The sequence below is a fragment of the Stenotrophomonas sp. SORGH_AS_0282 genome, assembly GCF_030818125.1.
Lineage (GTDB): Bacteria > Pseudomonadota > Gammaproteobacteria > Xanthomonadales > Xanthomonadaceae > Stenotrophomonas > Stenotrophomonas rhizophila_A.
This window is the reverse complement of the sequence record NZ_JAUTAB010000001.1, coordinates 2,016,375-2,037,875: the sequence shown is the minus strand read 5'-3', so window position 1 is coordinate 2,037,875 and position 21,501 is coordinate 2,016,375. Positions and strand designations below refer to the sequence as shown.

Annotated in this window: 13 protein-coding genes and 1 pseudogene; 2 read left to right on the top strand and 12 right to left on the bottom strand. The window is 66.3% G+C overall.

Annotation, left to right across the window (positions count from 1 at the left end; all coding sequences use genetic code 11):
- Positions 1 to 105 precede the first annotated feature (105 nt).
- Positions 106 to 2,043: a hypothetical protein gene (locus QE395_RS09040; RefSeq protein ID WP_306988613.1), complete on the bottom strand. Its 1,938-nt coding sequence runs from the start codon at positions 2,041 to 2,043 to the stop codon at positions 106 to 108.
- 162 nt (positions 2,044 to 2,205) lie between these two features.
- On the opposite strand from QE395_RS09040, the gene QE395_RS09035 reads away from it, so the two are divergent.
- Entirely contained in the window at positions 2,206 to 2,733 is a 528-nt protein-coding gene (locus tag QE395_RS09035) for a DUF6622 family protein (protein WP_306988610.1), read from the top strand.
- A gap of 147 nt (positions 2,734 to 2,880) precedes the next feature.
- Here the strand turns inward: QE395_RS09035 and QE395_RS09030 are convergent, their stop codons facing one another.
- The 9 genes and pseudogenes from QE395_RS09030 to QE395_RS08990 all read right to left on the bottom strand — a co-directional run bounded on the left by QE395_RS09030 (position 2,881) and on the right by QE395_RS08990 (position 16,393).
- Positions 2,881 to 3,357: a hypothetical protein gene (locus tag QE395_RS09030; RefSeq protein ID WP_306988608.1), complete on the bottom strand. Its 477-nt coding sequence runs from the start codon at positions 3,355 to 3,357 to the stop codon at positions 2,881 to 2,883.
- Complete coding sequence (locus QE395_RS09025) at positions 3,354 to 4,406, bottom strand: serine hydrolase domain-containing protein (protein WP_306988606.1); 1,053 nt, start codon at positions 4,404 to 4,406, stop codon at positions 3,354 to 3,356. Before QE395_RS09025 ends, QE395_RS09030 begins: the two co-directional genes overlap by 4 nt.
- Before the next feature lie 258 nt (positions 4,407 to 4,664).
- Positions 4,665 to 5,504: an aldose epimerase gene (locus tag QE395_RS09020; protein ID WP_306988604.1), complete on the bottom strand. Its 840-nt coding sequence runs from the start codon at positions 5,502 to 5,504 to the stop codon at positions 4,665 to 4,667.
- A complete protein-coding gene (locus tag QE395_RS09015) occupies positions 5,494 to 6,510 on the bottom strand; it encodes a glycoside hydrolase family 43 protein (RefSeq protein WP_306990459.1) in 1,017 nt (338 codons plus the stop codon). Before QE395_RS09015 ends, QE395_RS09020 begins: the two co-directional genes overlap by 11 nt.
- Positions 6,496 to 7,956, bottom strand: a pseudogene (locus tag QE395_RS09010) (MFS transporter); the annotation flags it as partial. The pseudogene QE395_RS09010 and the gene QE395_RS09015, both read right to left, overlap by 15 nt.
- The gene (locus QE395_RS09005) at positions 7,943 to 10,615 is read right to left on the bottom strand and encodes a glycoside hydrolase family 3 protein (RefSeq protein WP_306988602.1); all 2,673 of its coding nucleotides are present in this window, start codon (positions 10,613 to 10,615) and stop codon (positions 7,943 to 7,945) included. The gene QE395_RS09005 and the pseudogene QE395_RS09010, both read right to left, overlap by 14 nt.
- Positions 10,612 to 12,300 (bottom strand): glycoside hydrolase family 43 protein, encoded by a 1,689-nt coding sequence (locus QE395_RS09000; RefSeq protein WP_306988600.1) that lies wholly within the window; start codon positions 12,298 to 12,300, stop codon positions 10,612 to 10,614. Before QE395_RS09000 ends, QE395_RS09005 begins: the two co-directional genes overlap by 4 nt.
- The gene (locus QE395_RS08995; RefSeq protein ID WP_249832505.1) at positions 12,300 to 14,255 is read right to left on the bottom strand and encodes a sialate O-acetylesterase; all 1,956 of its coding nucleotides are present in this window, start codon (positions 14,253 to 14,255) and stop codon (positions 12,300 to 12,302) included. The genes QE395_RS09000 and QE395_RS08995 overlap by 1 nt, the downstream gene beginning before the upstream one ends.
- Positions 14,256 to 14,278: 23 nt before the next feature.
- Positions 14,279 to 16,393 (bottom strand): alpha-glucuronidase family glycosyl hydrolase, encoded by a 2,115-nt coding sequence (locus QE395_RS08990; protein ID WP_306988596.1) that lies wholly within the window; start codon positions 16,391 to 16,393, stop codon positions 14,279 to 14,281.
- Between the two features lie 111 nt (positions 16,394 to 16,504).
- Here QE395_RS08990 and QE395_RS08985 point away from each other — a divergent pair, with 111 nt between their 5' ends.
- Entirely contained in the window at positions 16,505 to 17,560 is a 1,056-nt protein-coding gene (locus tag QE395_RS08985) for a LacI family DNA-binding transcriptional regulator (RefSeq protein ID WP_210132561.1), read from the top strand.
- A gap of 17 nt (positions 17,561 to 17,577) precedes the next feature.
- On the opposite strand, the gene QE395_RS08980 is transcribed toward QE395_RS08985, so the two are convergent.
- Both QE395_RS08980 and xylA read right to left on the bottom strand, forming a co-directional pair.
- Complete coding sequence (locus QE395_RS08980) at positions 17,578 to 20,142, bottom strand: exo 1,3/1,4-beta-D-glucan glucohydrolase (RefSeq protein ID WP_306988594.1); 2,565 nt, start codon at positions 20,140 to 20,142, stop codon at positions 17,578 to 17,580.
- Between the two features lie 23 nt (positions 20,143 to 20,165).
- Positions 20,166 to 21,500, bottom strand: a complete 1,335-nt coding sequence (xylA, locus tag QE395_RS08975; protein ID WP_068852108.1) for a xylose isomerase — start codon at positions 21,498 to 21,500, stop codon at positions 20,166 to 20,168.
- Between the last annotated feature and the right edge of the window lies 1 nt (position 21,501).

Below are 21,501 nucleotides of genomic sequence, written 5' to 3'. Positions count from 1 at the left end.
ACCATGCCGATTATTGTTATCGGCGGTCGTTTGGGAACCGACCCTACGGTGTCTCAAACGTTTCGGGGAAGCGCGATTCCATCGAGTTCCCTGTCATTCCGTTGGTCAATCGTTGGCGGTCGGCCTCATTGCAGCGCGGATGTCATCCGGGATCGTGCAATCAGTGCCCTGGCGTCGCGCTGACCCTGTGAGTGGTTCAATCACACCACCATCGATCTCCCGCGAGCCGCGTTGGCAGTGGAGTGACAGGAACAGGGTACGGCCGTTGCGGTCTACCCATTGTTGGCCGAGGTACTCCCCGTCCGCCCTTTCGAAGGTTGGGCCGATTAGTTCGGTCAGCGATCCTTGATTGGGTAGGCTTCGGAGGATCGGGCTGTCGTTCATTGAGGCATTGAGCCAGCTGGCGACGACCGAGCCGTCCATGCGATGCAGGGTCGTGATCCTGCCCGGCGCGTCATTGTCGAGGTAGCGCGACGTCCACAATCGATCTTCGCCCCAAGGGGTGATCGCGGTGTAGCGTGCCGGCAGCCGCTCGACCCCATCAGCATCCATGAATCCGTAATAGCCATCGCGCAGGAACACGACGCCGCCAGGCAGCAGCGCATGCGCAGATCCGATGGTCTCGCCCACGAAGCGGCCTTGCTTTACGTGATACATGCGGGACCCCTCCGCGTCGCTGCGTACGAGGAGCAATGCGCCATCAACACTGACCTGGTCGATCCAGCTGCCGTTGGGCAGCAGGTGCTGGCCAAGCGCGGCGTCGAGCCACAGCCGGGGCTGGGATTCGCCGTCCAGCGTACCGAAAAAGCCTGTGGCCTCTGCGCTTAGTTGCCTAAGCGGCGGTGTCTGGACCAGTAGCTTCCCCCTGCAGTCCACCAAGGTTGCCTGCCCGTCTTCCGCTATCGCCTGGCGAAGCTCGGGACGCCCCTCAACCTCCTTCCACGCGTAGGCGTTGAATGGCCCCAGAATCTGGCCATTCGCATCAACCAACTTGTCACCGGCGTCGCCCATGCGCGCGCGCCATATGCCTGGGCAGACCTCCTCGCCGGAAGTCGCCCCTGCGATCGCGAGAAAGCGCCCATCCGGGTACATGAGGCCGTCCACGGCGTCGGCTTCATCCGCGAAAATGCCTTCTGCGTCTTCGCGGATGACGTGGTATTCGGTTGCCCAGCGCGGCCAGCTGCCCAAATCTTCAGAGGCGGGGCTGCGCGACCGCGCCGACGAGTAGCCCACCACGTAGATGAGCGTGCGATCTCCGGTCAGTTGGCCGCCCGCATCCAGCCGGCGCCAAGCCCTGCCCTGCAGCCCAAGCCAGCCACCGTTGCTGAGCGGGATCAGGTTGTCGATGCGCTCGCTCCACAGCGTCTTTCCTGCCTCATCGCGCAGCGCGCAGGATGTGCCCGGGTTCAGATCGCAGACAAGATACTGCGTGCGTTCCGGGAACGGACCGGCAGCCCGGAGTTCACCCTTGGCCAGCTGCATGCGCAGCTGCCCACGTGCATCGAAGATGCGCTCCCCCGCTTCCCGCGAGCGCCAGCTGTAGCGTTGCGGGTGCGCCGTGATGGCCCACTCGCCGCTGCCGGGCTGCCAGTCGACAAAGGTGCTTCCATCGGCGCGCAACAGGGCGGTCCCTGCCCTGGACCATGTGCTGAACAGTGGGGTTGGGTCCGGATCGTCCGGGTGACGATTGAATGCCGCATCGGACCGGAGCTCGACATACGGGCTCTTCAAGGAGACCCGGCCAGCGTCATCGAACCACACGCTGCTGCTTCTCTCGAAATCCACGACGAGCCAGCGATTCGGAGCAACCTGCTGCGGCCGCCCCGGCCACTCCTGGATCAACCGACCCTGATCGTTGGCGACCAAGCCGCTTTCGAACCCGCTGGCCTGCAGGACGAATGTCTGGGGCGCCCCCGCCCATGCCGGCGCGATGCCCAGAGCGAGTGCCAGGAACGCCGGCTGGGCAATGCTCTGGATGCGTCTGAAGGGGCCGATGCCAGTGGCGTCGAATGGTTCCGCGGCGTCCGTGTCGTGCTTTGTCATCCGTCCATCTTGAGCGTACTGGAAGGCGCCTATGGTACCCGCCAACCTGTACTCCCCGATGGCTGACAGCTGTCACTTGTTCCGTTTCGGGCCAAAGCGAGAATTACCCCATTCCCGCACGGCGCTGCACGGCCGGCACCCACCTCAAGCCAAGGACCCTCCATGAACATGCTGCAGCAATTCGCTTCGCACACGCCGCTCTGGGTATGGGCGCTTCTGGTCTTCCTGATCACGCGCGGTGTCGCCGCGATGAAGCCGGGTGAGATCACGCTGGGGAGGTTGGCGGTGGTGCCTGCGCTTTTCACCGCGTGGGGCCTGTGGTCGATCAGTGCGCGTTATGGAACTTCCTGGGAGGCGTGGGCGCTGTGGCTGGCCGGGATCGGCGCGGGGATGGGTATCGGCTGGATGATGCTGCGTCGTGCAGTGCTTGCCGCGAACCGGGTAACCGGGAAGCTGTGGCGCAGTGCGGATTACAGCCTGCTGCCGCTGCTGCTGGTGACATTCGTGGTGAAGTACGGGTTTGAATCCGCGCTGGCGATGTCGCCGACGCTTGCGGGGGATGTTGGTTTCCGGGCTGCCTATCTGCTGCTGTCGGGCGGTTTCACCGGCATCTTCATAGGTAAGTACCTCCGGTACGTGGCCGCCTGGCGCCGGGCGGCGACGGACGAAGACCTGCAGGTGACCGGCTGAGGAGTAGCGTCGGGCCTGGCCGGTTTGTGCCTGCCGCGCTGCTGTATGCCGGCTCGCGGTAGGGTTGCATGCCAATCGACCGCCGGGGTGGTGATTACTCCTCTAGGGCATGACCTCGAACGCAGGCGGCGCGCTTTCGATTTTGGGTCATGCGTTACTGTGCCGATCACCGTTATCGGCGGTCGTTTGGGAACCGACCCTACCCGTCCCCGAATTCCCGCCGGGGCCCCAGTAGGCCAGCGTGACAAATGCCACGCCCGTGGCCAAGGACATGGCCGCCGGTATCAATAGGATGCTGTTCTGAAGTGTGCCTTCGCTGAGCAGCACGGAAAGACCAGGAAGCGTGGCAATTGTGAGCGCTATGGCCGGACCCGCAAGGCGAAACCTCAACGCCAGCCAAAGTGCAGGAAGCCCATATACAAGAAGCAGCAACGCCATCATGACGTAGCCGAAGAAGGAAACGAACACAGCATCGCCGATGAGCGTCAAGGGTTCAGCAGACGTGGTGGCCCCGACCAGCGCGACGTGAAGCGAAATCAGCAGGCTTCCGATGGGAACCCCAATCAACGCAGCGACGAACATATTCCGATAGGGGCGGTCTGGTGGACGGGTGAAGAGTTTCATTGCTCCCCGTCCCGCGCGGCAACCTTCTCAACCAGCGAATCCGCCGCCGCTTCCATTGCGTTCGCGGTACGGTCGCCGCTCTGGTTGGTGATGATGAAGATGCCCAGGTCGTACTTGGGGATGATGTAGATGTAGCACTGAGAGCGGGGCACGCCGCCATGGTGGGCGTAGTAGCGGCCCTTCTGGCGGTCGCCGCTGACGATGTTCCAGAAGTAGCCGATGCTGAAGTCGGAATCGAATTTGACCAGCGGGCGATGGGATTCCGTTACGACAGGGCCGTTGGCCAGCTGGAACCTGAGGTACTTCACCATCTCCGGGACGGTGGCCTTTACGTTCCCGGATGCCCCCCAGGGAAGCTGCGGCATCGGGGTGGTCGGTATGGGGTTATCGCTGTGGTAGCCAATCGCAAGCTGCTGCGCCTCGTTGTCAGCCAGGCGGATCCTGAAACCGCTCATCCCTGCAGTCTCGCTGAGGAATCCACGCAGCAGTGACTCGTAGTCCCGCTTGTAGACCTGTTCCAGAATGTGCGCAGTCAGTTCCGTGCCGGTGCTTGAGTAGGCGTAGACCTTTCCGGGCGCGCGCGGGATTTCCACAGTGTGCAGGTCGTTGAAGAAATCGGGTTTACCGTAGTGCGCGTAGATGGCATTGAGTTCGGGCGGTGTGCCGTGGTCGGTGAAGTCATCAAGCACGGTGTTCGCGCGTTCCGGCAGCATGTTCGGCAGGCCGCTGGTGTGCGACAGCAGGTGGCGGAGGCGGATGGGTTCGCCCTTGTACTGCAGGTTCGGGTAGGCCCCCTGCAGGTACATCCTGACGTCGTCGTCCAGCGTCACCCTGCCATCCAGCACAGCGCTGGCCATCAAGGTGCCCGCCAGCGTCTTGCTCAACGAGCCGATTTCGTAGAGCGTCGCATCGGTAGGAGCGCCTCGCTTCCCAGCCTGCATGTCGCCGCGGTGGCGGATGTATTCCTTGCCTCGGTATACGACCCCGATCGAGGTCGAGTGGAGCAAGGGCTGCTCGATCAGCGTGGCGGCGACCTCGTCGATCTCCATCCCCAGATCCTTGGAAGGGGCCGGTGTGTCTGCACAGCCTGCGGCCAGGACCACGGCGGAGATTACGAGGTAGGTGAGCCACCGCCTGGGTCGAACAACCATCGAAGTCGCGGGCATGCGTGGGGCTCGAAGGCAAGCTGGAGAGGGGGCTCAGGATAGCCGATCCCCCAATTGCCGAACGGAAGAGGCGTATTTTCGATTTGAGGTCATGCGTTGCCGGGCCGATCACTGTTATCGGCGGTCGTTTGGGAACCGACCCTACCGTTTCGGGTTCCAGGCGAGATTGAAGGTCAGCTCTAGTTGTTCGCCCGGGTTGAGTCGGTTGGGTGCGAGGGTGAAGCCGTCGGGCGGGCCGGTTTGGGGTTCTACGCAGGTGGCGTGCGCGGCGTCGTAGACCACCCAGTGGTCGGTGTTGGCACGCAGCGTCAGGCGCTGGCCTCCGTATACCAGGGTTATGTCGTTCTGGTTGATGAAGCAGTCGTCCCAGGGGCCGGGGGATGCGCTTTCCAGTGGCAGCCTGGCTATGCCCTCCTCGTCTCGCGGGTACATGGCCTCTGGCTCGAACAGTAACTCATCCGGTTTGCGGAACCATGGGTGCCAGCCGAGTACGACCGGCATCGGCTGGGTGCCAGCCTGCACTGCCAGGCGCAGTTCCAAGCTGTTTGACGTTAGCTGGATGACCTGCGTTGCGGTGCCGCCGAAGGGCCAGTAGTCGTCCTCGGGAAGCTCCAGCGACAGCGTGGCGCTGTCCGCCGCGATGCTGTCGATCCGCCAGGGCAGTGCGAACCCTACCCCGTGGATGGCGTGTTCGCCGAAGTTCGTTGGTAATGCATACGCCCTGCCATCGAAGTTGAAGCGCCCGTGCCGGATCCGGCCGGCCCACGGCACCATGGGGTAGCAGCCCCAGGCGATGGCGGCTGCGCCGCCCTCCTGCTCGTCTACCAGCCACTCCACGCCTTCATGGCGGATGCGGGCGATACGTCCGCCGGCCTCAGGGGCAAGTGCCACCTCCAGCTTGCCCGCCCGCAACCAGTGCAGGTGGCCAGCAGGCAGTGGCGCCTGCGCGTCATCAATGGGCAACGGGCTTTCAGTTGCCATAGGGATCAATGGTCCGGATGCTGCCGTCCGCTTCCATGTGCAGCGGGGTGCACTTGACCGAACGTAGGTGGGTGACCCCGCCCGACAACAGGGAGTCGTGATAGAACAGGTACCACTGGCCGTCGACCTCGCAGATGGAGTGATGCGTGGTCCAGCCCACTACCGGCTTGAGGATCACGCCGGCATAAGTGAACGGGCCGTACGGACTATCCCCGATGGCGTAGCAGAGTAGATGGGTATTGCCGGTTGAGTACGACAGGTAATACCTGCCCTGGTACTTGTGCAGCCACGGACCCTCGAAGAACCGCCGCTCATGGTCGTCGGCGCGCAGTGGCTGGCCGTGCTCATCCAGGATGATGACTTCCCGCGTGGGCTCGGCCAGCTGGGTCATGCCTGCGTCCAGTCGGCCGACGCGCGGGCCCAGTGCCGGCGCATCACGGGTGGGCTCTGCGTGCGTGGCGTCGTAGCGGTTGTCGCGGTACGTCTGCAGCTGGCCGCCCCAGATGCCGCCGAAGTAGAGGTAGTGCGCGCCGTCGTCGTCCTCGTATGCGGCCGGGTCGATCGAGTACGTGCCGGCCATCGGCTCCGGTTCGGCGGTGAACGGACCCTCCGGGCGATCGGCCACGGCGACGCCGATGCGGAACCGCCCCTCCCCGTCCTTGGCCGGGAAGTACAGGTAATAGCGGCCGTCACGGTGGGCCGCATCGGGTGCCCACATCTGCTTTGCAGCCCAGGGTACGTCACGCACATGCAGGGCCACGCCGCAGTCGGTGGCCTCGCCGCTGGGGCTGTCCATCCGCAGCACGTGGTAGTCCTCCATGCCGAAGTGCCCGCCATCATCGTCGAACGGCGCGCCGGCGTCGATGTCGTGCGAGGGATAGATGTACAGCCGCCCCTCGAACACATGGGCCGACGGATCGGCCGTGTAGATGTGGGTCACCAGCGGCTGGGAGATGGCATGTGCCGCCAGGTGCACAAGGTTGTTGCCTTCGCGGCGCTGCTGCAGCTCCTGCTCGATGCGGGTTTCCGTGCGCTTGTCGATCTTGTAGAGGAACAGCATCCCCACGGCGATCAGGAACGGGAGGGAGCAGTACACGCTCACCGTCAGGCGGATGCCGTTGACCACGCCCTCCGGCTGCTGGTCTGCGCCGGCCTGGTAGCCGTAGTACGCCAGGATGCCAGCGACCAGTGCGCCACCAATGCTGAGGCCGATCTTCAGGCCGCACAGCATCGCCGAGAAGATGATCGCGGTGGCGCGGCGGTTGTTCTTCCATTCGGAGTAGTCGGCGACGTCGGCGATCATCGCCCACAGCAACGGAATGGTGATGCCGTAGAAGAAGCCGTGCAGCATGAAGGAGACGAACGCCACGGCCACTGCGGTGGGCGGGAAGAAGTAGAACACCAGCAGGAACACGGTGGAGACCAGCAACGCGCCGCCGAATACATCGCGCTTGCCGAAACGGTCGGCCAGCCGGCGCGACACCCCGATGCCCAGGATCATGCAGATGATGCCGCAGGCGTTGAACAGGCTGAACGCCGAGGTTGCCGGATCCTCCGGCCACGCGAAGCCGGACAGTCCCATGCCGTTGAGCGTGGCGTTCAATCCGCCGATGAAGTGGTTGAAGCCGGTATTGTCGAGAAAGCCTGCGAGAGCGGGCTCGCTCATGTAGTACTGGAAGTAGTAGATGTAGGTGCCGCCCTTCAACGCGAGGTTGATGAAGACCAGGATCGTCAGGGCCAGCATCACCTGCCACGGGCGGTTGCGCAGCAGGTCGGCCAGGTCCTGCAGCACGCCGCCGGTCTGTTCCTTGGCCGGCACGATGCGCTCGCGCGTGGTGGCGAAGGTGATCAGGAAGAACACGGTGCCCACCACCGCGAACACGGTCATGACCCGTTCGAAGCCCAGCACGCGGTCACCGTCACCGAGGATCAGCACCAGCGGCAACAGCAGCACCTGGATGATGAACTGCGCGATCATCACTGCCACGAAGCGGTAGGCCGAGAGGCTGTTGCGCTGGGCCATGCTGCCGGTGAGCACACCACTGAGCGCGGAATACGGCAGGTTGTTGGCTGCGTAGACCAGCATCAGCAGGCCATAGGTGCCCAGGGCGTAGATGATCTTGCCCTGCGCACCCAGCTGCGGGGTGCTGAAGGCCAGCAGCGAGAGCACGCCGAACGGTACTGCAGTCCACAGGATCCACGGCCGGAACTTGCCCCAGCGCGTTGCGGTGCGGTCGGCGGCGATGCCGATCAGCGGGGTGAACACGAAGGCACCCAGCAGGCCAATCACGAAGATGATCGTCGCGGCCGTGGCAGGGGGCAGCCGGTACACATCGGTATAGAAGAACGCGAGGTAGGTGATCAGCGTCTGGAAGATCAGGTTCGCAGCGAGGTCGCCTAGGCTGTAGCCCAGCTTTTCCCGTACCGACAGGACGTGCTCAGTCACGGGCAGCCTCCACGGTGAAGCGGGCCTGCACGCGGGCGTCGGCGCTGGAGCTGCCTACCCTGACCTCGTACGCGCCCGGAGGCACGACATAGGCCGCCCGCGCTTCGTCGTATTGGCGCAGGGCCTGCGTTGCATCCAGATCGAACGCCACGGTACGCCGCTCGCCCGGGGCCAGCTGCACGCGCTGGAAGCCGCGCAGCGCCTGCTGCGCATCACCCGGCTTCGCATCCACCCGGCGCACATACAGCTGCACCACTTCATCGCCTGCGCGCTTGCCGGTGTTGGCCACGTCCACCTGCACCTTGAGGTGCCCGTCTGCGGAAATGCGGGGCGCATCCAGGCGCAGTTTTCCGTAGTCGAAGGTTGTGTAAGACAGGCCGTGCCCGAACGGGTACAGCGGCGTGCCCCGGAAGTAGCGGTAGGTGCGGCCTTCCATGGTGTAGTCGTCAAAGGCCGGCATCGCCTGGTCTGCCTTGTAGAACGTTACCGGCAGCCGCCCGCCGGGGTTGGTATCGCCGAACAGCGCCTGGCCCACGGCGGTGCCGCCGCGTTGCCCGGGGTACCAGCTCATCAGGATCGCCGGCAGGTTCGCCTGCGCCCATTCAACCGCCATGGCCGAGCCCCCGGTGAGGACCATCACCACCGGCTTGCCGGTGGCGTGCAGCGCTTCGAGCAGGGCACGCTGCGGCGCGGGCAGGCGCAGGTCGGTGCGGTCGCCACCCGCGAAGCCCGGGTAGTTGACCTTCATCTCCTCGCCTTCGACGTCGCCGGTCAGGCCGCCGACAAACACCACGACATCGGCATTGCGCGCGGCATCCAGGGCCTCCTCGAACGGCGGCTTCGCGCCGGGCATGCGCCAGCCAAGCCGCACGCCGGCATCGCGCTCGGCATCGAAGTATTCCAGCTTCAGTTCGTACGCGCGCCCGGCCTGCAGGTCCAGGTCCACGCCATCGCCCTGCAGGCGGTCGCTGCTGGTCCAATGGTCCAGAACGCGCTTACCGTCCACGTACAGGCGGTAGCCGTCGTCGGCGGCGGCCTCGATGCGGTAGCGGCCCGACACCGGCGGGAGCAGCTGACCGCTCCAGCGGATGCTGAAGTCGTCGTTGGGGATGCCCTGCCCCGGTGCGGCTTCGCCGCGGGCCAGCAGGTTGTCGGTCGGCGAGCCGCGGTCCCAGCGGAAGCCGATCTGGGCATCGGTGCGCACCAGGGCCGGCGTCCCGGAAAGATCGGCGGTGCGGAAATACTCACCACGCAGGCCGCGCTCGGGGGAATCCGCGGAAGGCCGCAGGTAGGTCGCTTCGATCAGGGGCGTGGCGCTGGGATCGTCTCGCCCTTCCACCAGGTCCACGCCGCGTGCGTAACGCACCTCGACACCCTTCGCGGCATCGCGGATGCCCTGCAGGATCGTCACCGGTGCGGCCGGGGTGCCGAAGTAGTTGCCCAGCAGCGCCATGGTGTCATCGGCGGTGGGGCCCACCACGGCGATACGCTTGAGATTGCGTGACAGCGGCAGCACGCCATCGTTCTTCAACAGCACCAGCGATTCCTGTGCCGCTTTCAGGGCCAGCGCGTCGTGTGCGGGAGCCTGGTTCACCGATGCCGGAATCTGTGCCCACTTCACGCGTTCCGGTGGGTCGAACATGCCCAGCCGCATCCGCGCGGTGAACAGCTGGGTTACCGCGTCGTCGATCTCCGCTTCGCTGATCAGGCCCTGCTTCACTGCTGCGGGCAGCGTGGCGTATTCCTGGCCGCACTCCAGTTCGGTGCCGTTCTTCACCGCAAGCGCGGCGGCGGCTTCGCGGGTCGGGACGATTTTGTGATGCTTCCAGATATCGACGATGGCCCAGCAGTCGGAGACCACGTAGCCCTTGAAACCCCAGTCGCGGCGCAGCACGTCGCGCAGCAGGAAGTGGCTGGCGCTGGCCGATTCGCCGTAGACCCGGTTGTAGGCGCCCATCACGGCATCCACCTGGCCTTCCTTCACCAGCGCCTCGAACGCCGGCAGGTAGGTGTCGTACAGGTCGCGCTTGCTGGGGCGGGCGTCGAAGTGGTGGCGGTCGGCCTCGGGGCCGCTGTGCACGGCCAGGTGCTTGGCGGTGGCGTCCAGCTTGCGGTACACCGGGTCGTCGCCCTGAAGGCCGTGCACGAAGGCCACGCCCATGCGCGCGGTGAGGTAAGGGTCTTCGCCGTAGGTTTCCTGGCCCCGGCCCCAGCGCGGGTCGCGGAAGATGTTGATGTTGGGCGACCAGAAGGTCAGCCCCTGATAGCGGCCATGCGAGCCCTCGCGAATGAATTGGTGGTGCTTGGCGCGCGCTTCATCGCTGATGGTGGTGGCCACCTGCCCCATCAGCGGTACGTCGAACGTGGCGGCCAGGCCGATGGCCTGCGGGAACACGGTAGCCTGCCCTGCCCGGGCCACGCCGTGCAGGCCTTCGTTCCACCAGTCGTACGCGGGAACGCCCAACCGCTCGATGGCGGGCGCGGCATTCTGCATCTGTGCGGCCTTTTCCTCCAGGGTCATCTGCGCGACCAGCGCGGCGGCGCGGGTCTCGAAGCTGGCCGAGGTATCGAGCCACGGCTGCGGTGCGGCGGCGTGGCCGACAGTGGCCAGGCTGATGGCGGCGCAGAGCGCCAGCGTGCGGAACAGGGGCCTGCGCGTCATCATTTGCTCCTCAGGGCGCGCTCGTCGCGCGCGAATGGTCCCAGCAGGGCGCCGACGAAGCCGCCTGCACGATCCGTACTCAATACCGTTCCGTCTACGTCATCGGCGAGGGTCTGCCAGCCTTGCCCATCGCGTGTGTCGAAGGCGAAGGCGTAACGTCCTCCGTCCCCTTCTATCTGCAGGCGCAGCGGAGCTGCCGCTGCCACTTCGCGCGATGCGAGTGTTTTTGTTGCGCCGCCGCCGTCGCGCGCTTCAAGGAAGATCACCACGCGATCTTCGCCAACGCTGCGGACGCCGAGGAAGTACCAGTAGGCTTCGCTCTGGAAGGCGGCCAATCCAGCGGCCACGCCTGCACCGGGTCGCGTCATTTCGGTGCTGGCCTCGAAGCGCAGGTGCTGCTGGCGGCGGCCCAGGAACGCGGGGTTGCGTAGCGTGTCGAGGTCTTCCGGCAGCGGGTGCAACGCGAGAGAACCGGGGCGCTCGCGCAGGTTCGCCCAGGGTTGTTTGGGTACCCGCACGCGCAGCCAATCGTTGCCGAGCGTGGGGGTGTCGAACTCGTTGCGCTCCATGAAATTGCCGGTCGAAGGGGCCTGCTTCGCTGCGCCCTGCATCCACGATGGCGCTTTGACGATGTACGGAATGGTCTGGCCCGCCGGCAGGATCACTGGCCAGCCGTCACGCCATTCCACCGGCAGCAGGTAGGTTTCGCGCCCGGTGTTGTAGTGGCGTGTGTCGTAGTTGCGGCTGGCAAGGAACACCGCCCACCAGGTGCCGTCCGGACCCTCCACCAGGTCGGCGTGGCCGGCGTTGGTGATCGGGAGTGGCCGGTCGTCGGGCAGGTCGCGCTGGGTGAGAATAGGGTTGCCTGCATACGGCACGTACGGCCCCCACACCTCGCGGCTGCGCAGCACCACCTGCGAGTGCTGCGGGCCGGTGCCGCCTTCGGCGTCGGAGAGGTAGTACCAGCCATCGCGCTTGTAGATGTGCGGGCCCTCTATCCAGATCGGGTTTTTGGCCGGTTCCACGCCGCCGTCGATGAGCACCTTGCGTGGGCCTACCGGCTTGAATGACGCCAGGTCGAGCTGCTGCATCCAGATGGCGCGGTGGCCTTCGTAGCGCGCCGGGCCGGGCGGCACGTCGTTGTTGAGCAGGTAGACCTTGCCTTCTTCGTCGAAGAACAGCGATGGGTCGATGCCCTCGATGCCCGGCAGCCAGTGCGGGTCGGACCAGGGGCCGGCCGGATCGCGGGCGGTGGCGACGAAATTGCCGCCGCTGTCGACCGCTGTGGTGACCACGTAGAACACGCCGTCGTGGAACGAGATGGCTGGCGCGAAGATGCCGCGGGAAACGCTGAGTCCATCGAAGTCCAGCTGCGTTGGGCGGTCGATCACATTGCCGATCTGCTTCCAGTGCACCAGGTCCACGCTCTCGAATACCGGTATGCCCGGGAAGTACGTGAAGCTGGAATTGACCAGGTAGAACTTCCCGTTGGCGCGGGTGATGCTGGGGTCTGCGTGGAAACCGGCCAGGATCGGATTGCGGTAATGCCCGGCGGGCAGCGGCGGTTCAAACGCGGCGTCATTGCCGGCGTATTCGAACCAGTCGAAGTAGACCGGGGCTGCGGGGGTGGCCGCCTGCACCCCAAGCGCGGCGGACAGCAGCAGTACCGTGGCAAGCAGCAGGCGCATCAGGGCGTCCCTGAAGGGGTCAGGGAGAGCTCGAACGGACCGGCGGACGCGCCGCTGCTGTCGCGCAGCGTGCAGATTGGGCCGTCTGCCCAGCAGTAGCGGACGCTGGCGGCGGATGCTGCCTGCAGGCTGTTCAGCACTACCGCGTTGCCGTCCAGCGTGGCGTCGGCGTAGGTGCAGTGCTTGGCTTCGGCATCGCATAGTTCGAAGCCGATGGGGCCGTTCGCACCCGTTGCGACCAGCGTTCCCGTGACATCTTCGAAACTGATGCGCACCTCAACCCTCGTGCGGGAAACCTTGCTTGCCGTCGGCCCGGAGGCTGCCAGCGCCTGCTCGCCATGGACCACATGGCGCGCCACGCGGGCCAGACGCCGGCCCAGTTCCTGTTTGTTCGGCGGATGGATGTCGTAGGCATCGCCGATGTCGATGGCGAGTGCCAGCCCGGAATGCGGGTCCTCTGCGGCAACGCGCCGCTGCGCGTCGCGCACCTGCGCCCAGCCGCTTTCCACCGGGGCCACGGGCGGCTGCCCGTAGCCGGCCAGCTGTACCACCAGCAGCGGCATTTCCGCGCCGAACTGCCGGCGCCAGTCATCGCGCAACGTGCGCAGCCTGTCCGCGTAGGCAGCGCCATCGCCGGTGTTGGATTCGCCCTGGTACCAGAGCATGCCGCGCAGGCCATAGCTGCCCAGCGGCGCGATCATGCCGTTGTACAGCGTCGAAAGGCCGCTGGCGGCATGCCAGGGGGCCAGTGGCGGTGTCGGGTCGCCGGGCGCTGCGCGGTACCACCAGGGAGCATCCAGAACGATCCGGGTGCCATCGTCCAGCTGCAGGGCGTGGGCCTGCGCGGGGCCGGCCAGCCCACCGTCGCCCCAGGTGTCCAGCACGTTGACGACCACGCTGTTGATGCCGGCTTTCAGCAGGCCGGGCGGCAGCGGATAGGATCGCGGGTCCCCCGGGGCGTTCTGGCTGCCCACGGCCACGCCATTGACCCAGGTCACGTCGGTTTCGTCGGCAGGCGCCAGCTCAAGGCGTGCGCCCTGCCCGGCCTGTGTGGCGCTCAGCTTCACCTGGGTGCGGTACCAGACCATGCCGTTGTACGCGGACAGCGCCGGGACGCCCCAGCGCTCCCATGCGCCGAGCTGGGCCGGGGCCTGGCGCCACCCGGTGCGGTCGGCATCGGGCTGCCAGGGGGCATCGGCGGGTGTGGCGCCCTCGCGCTGCTCCCACCACTGCTGCCAGTGCTTGCCCCAGGCTGCGTTTGCCGCCACGGGGTCGCTGGCATACAACGCGAACACATCCAGGGCTTCCTCCATGCCACCCTGCGCGCGCAGCGCATCGGCGCTGGTCCAGGCTTCTATCCGCGAACCGCCCCACGCTGACTGGATCAGTCCCATCGGCACGTTGACGGTCTTCCGCAGTTCACGCGCGAAGAAGTAGCAGGCGGCGGAAAAGTCGCGCACGCTTTCCGGTGATGCAGGCTGCCATGACACGGGGCCGGAGAAGCCCTCCCGAGGCGTCACGGCCGGGGCCTTGGGCACGGTGAACAGGCGGATGTCCGGCTCCGCCGCCGAGGCGATTTCACTGTCGGCGTTGAGTGCGCGCCGCACCGGCAGCTCCATGTTCGATTGGCCGGAACACAGCCATACGTCACCCATCTGCACGTCGCTGACGGTCTGTACGTCCGGCCCTGCCCGTACGCTCATGTCGTAGGGGCCTCCGGCGGCGATGGGCTTCAATGTGGTTTGCCAGCGACCCTCTGCATCTGCCTGTGCCGTGGCGGTCTGGCGTGCAAACTTCACCGATACGGTGGTATCCGGCGCGGCATGGCCCCAGACCAAAATCGGCTGATCGCGCTGGAGCACCGCATGGTCCTGGAATAGCGGGTGCAACAGTTGCGTCACGGATTCCTGCGCCATGGCCGGTGCGGCGAAGCACGCCAGAAGGCTGCCCAACATCCATCCCATCCTCGGTTTACCGCTCATCGCCCATCTCCCGGTGCCGACGGAAACTGCAGCGCTTGGTAGTACGCCAGCGGGTGCGGTGGTGGCGCTTCACCCGCTGGCAATGGCCTGCCGCTGATCGAACGGAAGTAGGCAACGCTGGCATCGCGCCACCATTGCGCTTCGCGTAGCTGGATCTGCAGGAAGGCGGCGACCTGTTCGTGCCGGTCTGCATCCACCCTTCCCCGCAGGCTCGCCCAGGTGTCCTGCATGGCCTGGACCTGGCGTACGCCCGACGAATAGCGACCTACCAGCTCGTCCCACAGCGGCCGCCCGGAGGCCATGCCGTGGTCCCACGGCACATGGTGGAACCACAGCAGCAGCGCCTCTGGAACCTGGGTCAGGTCCGCATAGGTCGCGGCCACTTCCGGGGCGTACTGAACCACGGCGTTGCTGCCCGTCGCGGTGCGGTCGAAGCCGATGCCGTTGCGGTCGGCACGGTGGTAATAGACCGAGGTCCAGTCCGCACGCGGGCCGCCGTCCACCCAGGGCCCGGGGCCGTAGTGGTGCCCGCGCGCCATCAGGTGGTGCAGGCCCAGCGGGGTCATGTAGTTCACTGTGGCCTCGCGTGAGGCCATCATCATGCCGACGATCGGCTGCACCACTGCGGGGTCTGCCGAGAAGGTCATCGCCGCCCAGTCCGCGGCGATGTCACGGGAGGACTGATCAGGATTCCAGGCAAGGCGACCGAACGCATACCAGTTGGCCTGATCGAAATGCGAGCCACTCCAGGTGCGATCGGTACCGATGTTGGCAACGCCGGCGATGCCGCTCAGTGACTGCGCCACGGTGAAGCGCTTGCCGCCTGCGCGGGTGTCGGCCTGCAGCACTTCTTCGAACAACGGCCCCAGGTACACCAGGTGCGTGGCGAAGCCCAGGTACTCCTTGGTGATCTGGAACTCCATCATCAGCGGCGTGCGCGGCATGGCGCCGAACAGTGGATGGAAGGGTTCGCGCGGTTGGAAGTCGATGGGGCCGTTCTTCACCTGCAGCACCACGTTCGGGCGGAACGCACCGTCCAGCCCCGCGAACTCGGTGTAGGCCTGGGTGGCACGGTCGTCGGGCACGTCGTGCGCATAGACGAAGGCACGCCACATCACCACGCCGCCGTGCGGCGCCAATGCATCGGCGAGCAGGTTGGCGCCGTCGGCATGGCTGCGGCCGTAGTCCTGTGGGCCGGGCTGTCCTTCGGAGTTGGCCTTGACCAGGAAACCGCCGAAATCGGGAATGCGCTGGTAGATCTCGTCGGCCTTGTCGCGCCACCACTGCTGCACCGCCGGGTCAAGCGGATCGGCGGTCTTGAGCCCGCCCAGCTCGATGGGGGCGCTGAAGCGCGCGCTCAGGTACACGCGGATGCCATAGGGACGGAACACATCGGCCAGTGCGGCCGCCTTGTCCAGATACTGCGGCGCGAGGCTCTGTGCGTTGGCGTTGACGTTGTTCAGCACCGTGCCGTTGATGCCCAGCGAGGCATTGGCCCGTGCGTAATCGGTGTAGCGCGGGTCGCGCCATTCCGGCAGCGTCTGCCACTCCCACAGCGAGCGGCCGGCATAGCCGCGTTCGACATACCCGTCGAGGTTGTCCCAGTGGTCCAACACCCGCAGCCGCACCCTGGGCGCCTCGTGCACCGTAAGTTCATCCAGAGCCGTGCCCGTCTGCAGCAACCTGAGCAGATGGAACGTACCGTACAGCACGCCGATATCACTGCGCGATGCCACCAGGAGCATGTCGCGCCCATCACGCCGCGTGCGCTTCAGCAGGTAGCCTTCTTCCCCCAGCGATTCGAGCTCTTCGCGGAACGGCGCGATCAACGCCGACGACTGGGGCGTACCAAGCGCAAGTACGTGACCCGCGGAGCTTTCGTTTTGGATCCGGGGTGCGGTGCCCAACAGACCGGTGAGGCCGCGGACCAGCTCATCGCGCGCGGCACGCAGGGTGGGTGTCTGATCGGGGGCGACAACCTCGCCCAGCTGTGTGGCGTAGTCTGCAGCAAGCACAGGGTCCAGCGGGGCGTAGCGCAACCAGAGGTTGTAGCCATCCTCCGCGCGCGCACCCGCGCTGCAGGCCATCAATGCCACCGCAGCAAGCAGCATCCGATGACACCGCTCGACACGCGTGCGGTGTGCCAGTGCGGCCGGCAAACCTTGTAAGCTCAGCCGGTGCTTTGTACGCCACAGCGTCACAAAGAAGAACGGGAGTGCGCATTGGACAAACCGAAGAAATCGGTCCGCCGCAAAACCAGTGGCGTGACGATCGACGAGGTGGCGGCGCTGGCCGGGGTGTCGCCGATGACGGTGTCGCGGGCGATCAACCAGGGCAAGGTGCGCGATGACACCCGCGAGCGCGTGATGCGCGCGGTGCAGGCCCTGGGCTACACGCCCAACCTGGCCGCCAGTACGCTGGCTGCGGCCCAGCACACGCGCATTGCGCTGATCTACACCAACCCCAGCGGCGCCTACCTGCGTGAACTGCTGGTGGGCCTGCTGCGGGGCGCGTCCAACGCCGCCATCCAGCTGGTCATCCACTACTGGGACAACCTGGACCCCGTGGCCGAGCGCAGGGCCGCGCGCGCCCTGGCCGGCCGCGTGGACGGCGTGATCCTGCCGCCCCCGCTGTGCGAATCGCCGGTGGCCGTGACCGAGCTGGTCCAGGCGGGCATTCCGGTGGTTGCGATTGCGTCGGGGCACCTGCGTGACGATGTTTCCTGCGTGCGCATCGATGACTTCCACGCCGGCAAGGAGATGGCCGAACACCTGATCCAGCACGGCCACACCCGCATCGGCTTCATCCGCGGGCGCAACGACCTGAGCGCGAGCGCGCGGCGCTACGACGGCTTCGCCACCGCCCTGCACGAGGCCGGGCTGGAGGTCGAACCCAGCCTGGTCCAAGAGGGGGACTACACCTACCGCTCGGGGCTGGAGGCCGCCGAGAAGCTGTTGTCCCAGCCCCAGCCGCCCACCGCTATCTTCGCCAGCAACGACGACATGGCGGCTGCCGCGATTTCCGTGGCGCACCGGCAGGGCCTCGACGTGCCGCGTGACCTGTCGGTGGTGGGTTTCGATGACACCTCCGCCGCTACCACGGTGTGGCCCGAACTCACCACGCTGCACCAGCCCATCGCCGCGATGGCCGACGCGGCCATCGACATCCTGCTGCGCACCATCCGCCAGCGCACCGATGACAGCCGCGTGCTGACCGACCACGTGCTGCCGCACCGCCTGGTGATGCGCGATTCGGTCGCGCACCCGCCCAAGCGGTGATGGCACTGGTCGCATGGTTACGCGCCTGGGCATGCGACGGTGGCGTCCGCTTCGTTCAGGGCGCCCAGCGCGACGCGTGACACCGAGAGCGTCATTGCGCCGGCGGTGCCGATCGACCAGGGCCGATCCAGCTTGCCCACGTCCGCCCCCGCGCCTGCAAGGCACTTCAACGGCACACCCACGCGCTTCCATTCGCCCACCGGCAGCTTGGCCAGCGCAGGTGCGAGCGGAACGCGGGCGGTACACCCGGCGCCGCAACCGACCGACAGCCAGGCGTCGCCCTTGGGCGCAGCATCCACCCGCAGCGTGGTGATCAGCATCAGGTCGCCATTGCTCTCGCGCTGCAGGTCCAGCGGGACGTGCGACTGCACGGCAACCGTTGCCTCACCCTTGCCCGACCACGCCAGGCGGCGGCCATCTTCCTGCACCAGGTGGTCCACGCCGGTAACCTTGAGCAGGTCGCCATCGAGTGATTCCGGCACCTTGGTGACGGTGACGCCCTGCCCCGTGCTGCCTTCCAGGCGCAGCGCCATGCCGGAGCCGGCGTCACCGCGTGCGAAGAACACACCGGCCGCCCCTTCGTTGCCGGTCACGCCGGAGACTTCCGGCAGCGGGGCCAGGTCGCCCTTGTCGGCGTAGGTCAGGCCGAAGCCGAAGGCGAACTGCGGGTCGTAGTCTTTCTGTCCCACGTTGTTGGCGTACTGGATCGCGGTGCGCGGCCAGCTGAAACTGAGCTTGCCCTTGAAGTCGTGCTGCACGCTGCCATCGGGCTTGCGCAGCAGCACGTCGGCAATGCCGCCGCCTTCCGAACCGGGCAGCCACGCCGCCACGAACGCATCGGACGCATTGATCTCGCGGTTCACCCACAGCGGGCGTCCGCTCAGGAACACCGCCACCACCGGGATGCCATCGGCCTTCAGCTTTTTGATCAGCTCAAGATCCGCGTCGTCGCCCGGCTTGTAGGCCAGGGTCGCCAGGTCGCCCTGGAATTCGGCATAAGGGTTTTCGCCGAACACCACCACGGCCACGTCCGGCTTGGCGGTGTACTTGCCATCCACGGCCAGCAGCGCTTCGCCGCCTGCGGCCTTGGCCTGCTGGGCGATGCCTTCGAAGATGCTGTCCGCGTTCGGGAAGTCCTTGCGGGTGGTACCGGTGCCCTGCCAGTTCAGCGTCCAGCCGCCGGCCTGCTTGCCGACATCGTTGGCTCCATCACCGGCTACCAGGATGCGCTGCTTGGGCGCCAGCGGCAGCACGCCGCCCTGGTTCTTCAGCAGCACCAGCGATTCGCGCACGGCCTGGCGTGCCACCGCACGATGCTCCGGTGCGCCGATCAGCGCGAACTGGCCGCCGACCGCGCGCGATGACGGCTTGCCTGCTTCGAACAGGCCCAGCCGCATCTTCACCCGCAGGATCCGGCGCACCGCATCATCCAGGCGTTCCTGGGTGATGGTGCCGGCCTTCGCCGCCGCCAGCGTGGTCTCGTAGAAGCCCTTCCAGCTGTCCGAGGCCATGGCCATGTCCAGCCCGGCATTGATGGTGGCCGGGCAATCGGTAGTAGTGCAGCCCTTGACCTGGCCGTGGCCGTTCCAGTCGCCCACCACGAAGCCGCCGAAGTTCATGCGGCCCTTCAGCGCGTCGGTGAGGTAGGCCTTGTGGCCATGCATCTTCTCGCCGTTGACGCTGTTGAACGATGCCATGACAGTCTGCGCGCCCGCTGCGATCGCGGTCGGGTAACCGGCGGCGTGGATGCGGACCAGCTCGGCTTCGCTGATCCGGGTATCGCCCTGGTCCTTGCCATCGGTGGTGCCGCCGTCGCCGAGGAAGTGCTTGACCGAGGCGATCACGTGGCGGCCATCCAGGAAGTTGGGCGAACCCACTTTGCCCTGCAGGCCCTCGACCACGGCGCCGGCGTAGCTGGCCACGACTTCGGGCGATTCGGAATAGCCTTCGTAGGTGCGTCCCCAGCGGTCGTCCTGCGGGACCGCAACGGTGGGTGCGAACGCCCACTCCATGCCGGTGGCGCGGGTTTCCAGTGCGGTGATCTCGCCGATCCGCCGCACCAGGTCCGGGTTGCGTGCCGCGCCCAGCCCGATGTTGTGCGGGAACAGGGTGGCGCCGACGATGTTGCTCTGGCCGTGCACCGCGTCGATGCCGAACAGCACCGGAATGGCCTTGCCGCCCTGCGCGGTGTCCATCGAGGCTTCGTAGAATGCATCGGCCAGCGCCAGCCATTCGGCGGGCTTGGCGTCGTAGCGGCCGCCGGGATCGGAGTTGCCGCCAGCAAGGATGGAGCCTAATCGATACCTGCGCACGTCATCCGGCGTGATGCTGGCGATGTCGCCCTGCACCAGCTGGCCGACTTTTTCCTCGACCGTCATGCCGGCCATCAGCTCGGTGATCCGCTTTTCCATCGCGGGATCGTCGGGCAACGGCCAGGTCACCTGGGGCCAGGGGTTGGCATCGGCCTTGGCCTCGGGCTGGGCGGGTGCAGCCGGCGTGTCGTCGCCCTTGCAGGCCGCAAGCGCGAGCAGCAGCGCGGCCAGCAGGAAGCCGGTGCGGCGGGTGGCGTGGTAGTGGGTCATGGTGCTCATCCTTGCCGGTGGGCTCAACGCAGCAGGTACTGGTTGATCAGGTTTTCGTAACGTTCCTGCTTGCCGCTGATCTGCTTCGGCTCGCCGCCCTTCGCGCCCAGTGCCGCCAGCTCGGTGAGGCTGAGCGCGCCGCGCTCGAAGTCCTTGCCGGCGCCGCTGTCGAAGCTGGCGTAACGCTCCTTGCGCCACTGTTCCCACGGAGAGTCGTTCAACAGCCCATGGGCCACTTCCAGCCCGCGCGCGAACGCGTCCATGCCGCCGATATGGGCAATGAACAGATCGTCCAGATCGGTGGATTCACGGCGCACCTTGGCGTCGAAGTTGAGACCGCCTTCCAGGCCGCCCTGGCGCAGCACCACCAGCATCGCGCCCACGGTGTCGTACAGGTCGCTCGGGAACTGGTCGGTATCCCAGCCGTTCTGGGCATTGCCGCGGTTGGCGTCGATGCTGCCCAGCAGGCCGTGGTCGGAGGCGACCTGCAGGTCGTGTTCGAAGGTGTGGCCGGACAGCGTGGCGTGGTTGGCTTCGATGTTGAGCTTGAAGTCCTTCTCCAGGCCGTGTTCCTTGAGGAAGCCGGCCACGGTGGCGCTGTCGAAGTCGTACTGGTGCTTCATCGGCTCCATCGGCTTGGGCTCGATCAGGAAGTTGCCCTTCAGGCCGATGCTGCGGCCGTAGTCGCGCGCCATGGTGAGGAAGCGCGCGAAGTGGTCCACCTCGCGCTTCATCTGGGTGTTCACCAGCGAGGCGTAGCCTTCGCGACCGCCCCAGAACACGTAATGTTCGCCGCCCAGTTCCACGGTGGCTTCCAGCGCGGCCTTCACCTGCACGGCGGCGCGGGCCACCACGGCGAAATCCGGATTGGTCGATGCACCATTCATGTACCGCGGGTGCGAGAACAGATTGGCGGTACCCCACAGCAGCTTGATCCCGGTGGCGTCCTGGCGCGCCTTGGCCAGGCCGACCATGTGCTTGAGGTTCTTTTCGTACTCGCCCACATCGTCGGCATCCGGCGACAGGTCGATATCGTGGAAGCACCAGTACGGCACGCCCAGCTTGGTGAAGAATTCGAACGCAGCGTCCACCTTCGCTTCGGCGCTGGCCAGCGGCGAGCCGGCGTCCCACGGGAAATGGCGGGTGCCCGGGCCGAACGGGTCGTGCCCGGCGTTGCAGAAGGTGTGCCAGTAACAGACCGCGAAGCGCAGGTGCTCCTGCATGGTCTTGCCGCCGATCACTTTGTTGGCGTCATAGACCTTGAACGCAAGCGGGTTGTCCGAACCGCGGCCTTCGAAGGGGATACGGCCGATCCCGGGGAAGTATTCCTTGGCGCCAATGTAGGGTTGGGTGCTCATG

Coding starts and splice junctions, on each gene's coding strand:
- QE395_RS09040 (WP_306988613.1), bottom strand. CDS start 2,043: ATGACAAAGCACGACACGGACGCCGCGGAACCATTCGACGCCACTGGC.
- QE395_RS09035 (WP_306988610.1), top strand. CDS start 2,206: ATGAACATGCTGCAGCAATTCGCTTCGCACACGCCGCTCTGGGTATGG.
- QE395_RS09030 (WP_306988608.1), bottom strand. CDS start 3,357: ATGAAACTCTTCACCCGTCCACCAGACCGCCCCTATCGGAATATGTTC.
- QE395_RS09025 (WP_306988606.1), bottom strand. CDS start 4,406: ATGGAGATCGACGAGGTCGCCGCCACGCTGATCGAGCAGCCCTTGCTC.
- QE395_RS09020 (WP_306988604.1), bottom strand. CDS start 5,504: ATGGCAACTGAAAGCCCGTTGCCCATTGATGACGCGCAGGCGCCACTG.
- QE395_RS09005 (WP_306988602.1), bottom strand. CDS start 10,615: ATGATGACGCGCAGGCCCCTGTTCCGCACGCTGGCGCTCTGCGCCGCC.
- QE395_RS09000 (WP_306988600.1), bottom strand. CDS start 12,300: ATGCGCCTGCTGCTTGCCACGGTACTGCTGCTGTCCGCCGCGCTTGGG.
- QE395_RS08995 (WP_249832505.1), bottom strand. CDS start 14,255: ATGTTGGGCAGCCTTCTGGCGTGCTTCGCCGCACCGGCCATGGCGCAG.
- QE395_RS08990 (WP_306988596.1), bottom strand. CDS start 16,393: ATGCTGCTTGCTGCGGTGGCATTGATGGCCTGCAGCGCGGGTGCGCGC.
- QE395_RS08980 (WP_306988594.1), bottom strand. CDS start 20,142: ATGACCCACTACCACGCCACCCGCCGCACCGGCTTCCTGCTGGCCGCG.
- xylA (WP_068852108.1), bottom strand. CDS start 21,500: ATGAGCACCCAACCCTACATTGGCGCCAAGGAATACTTCCCCGGGATC.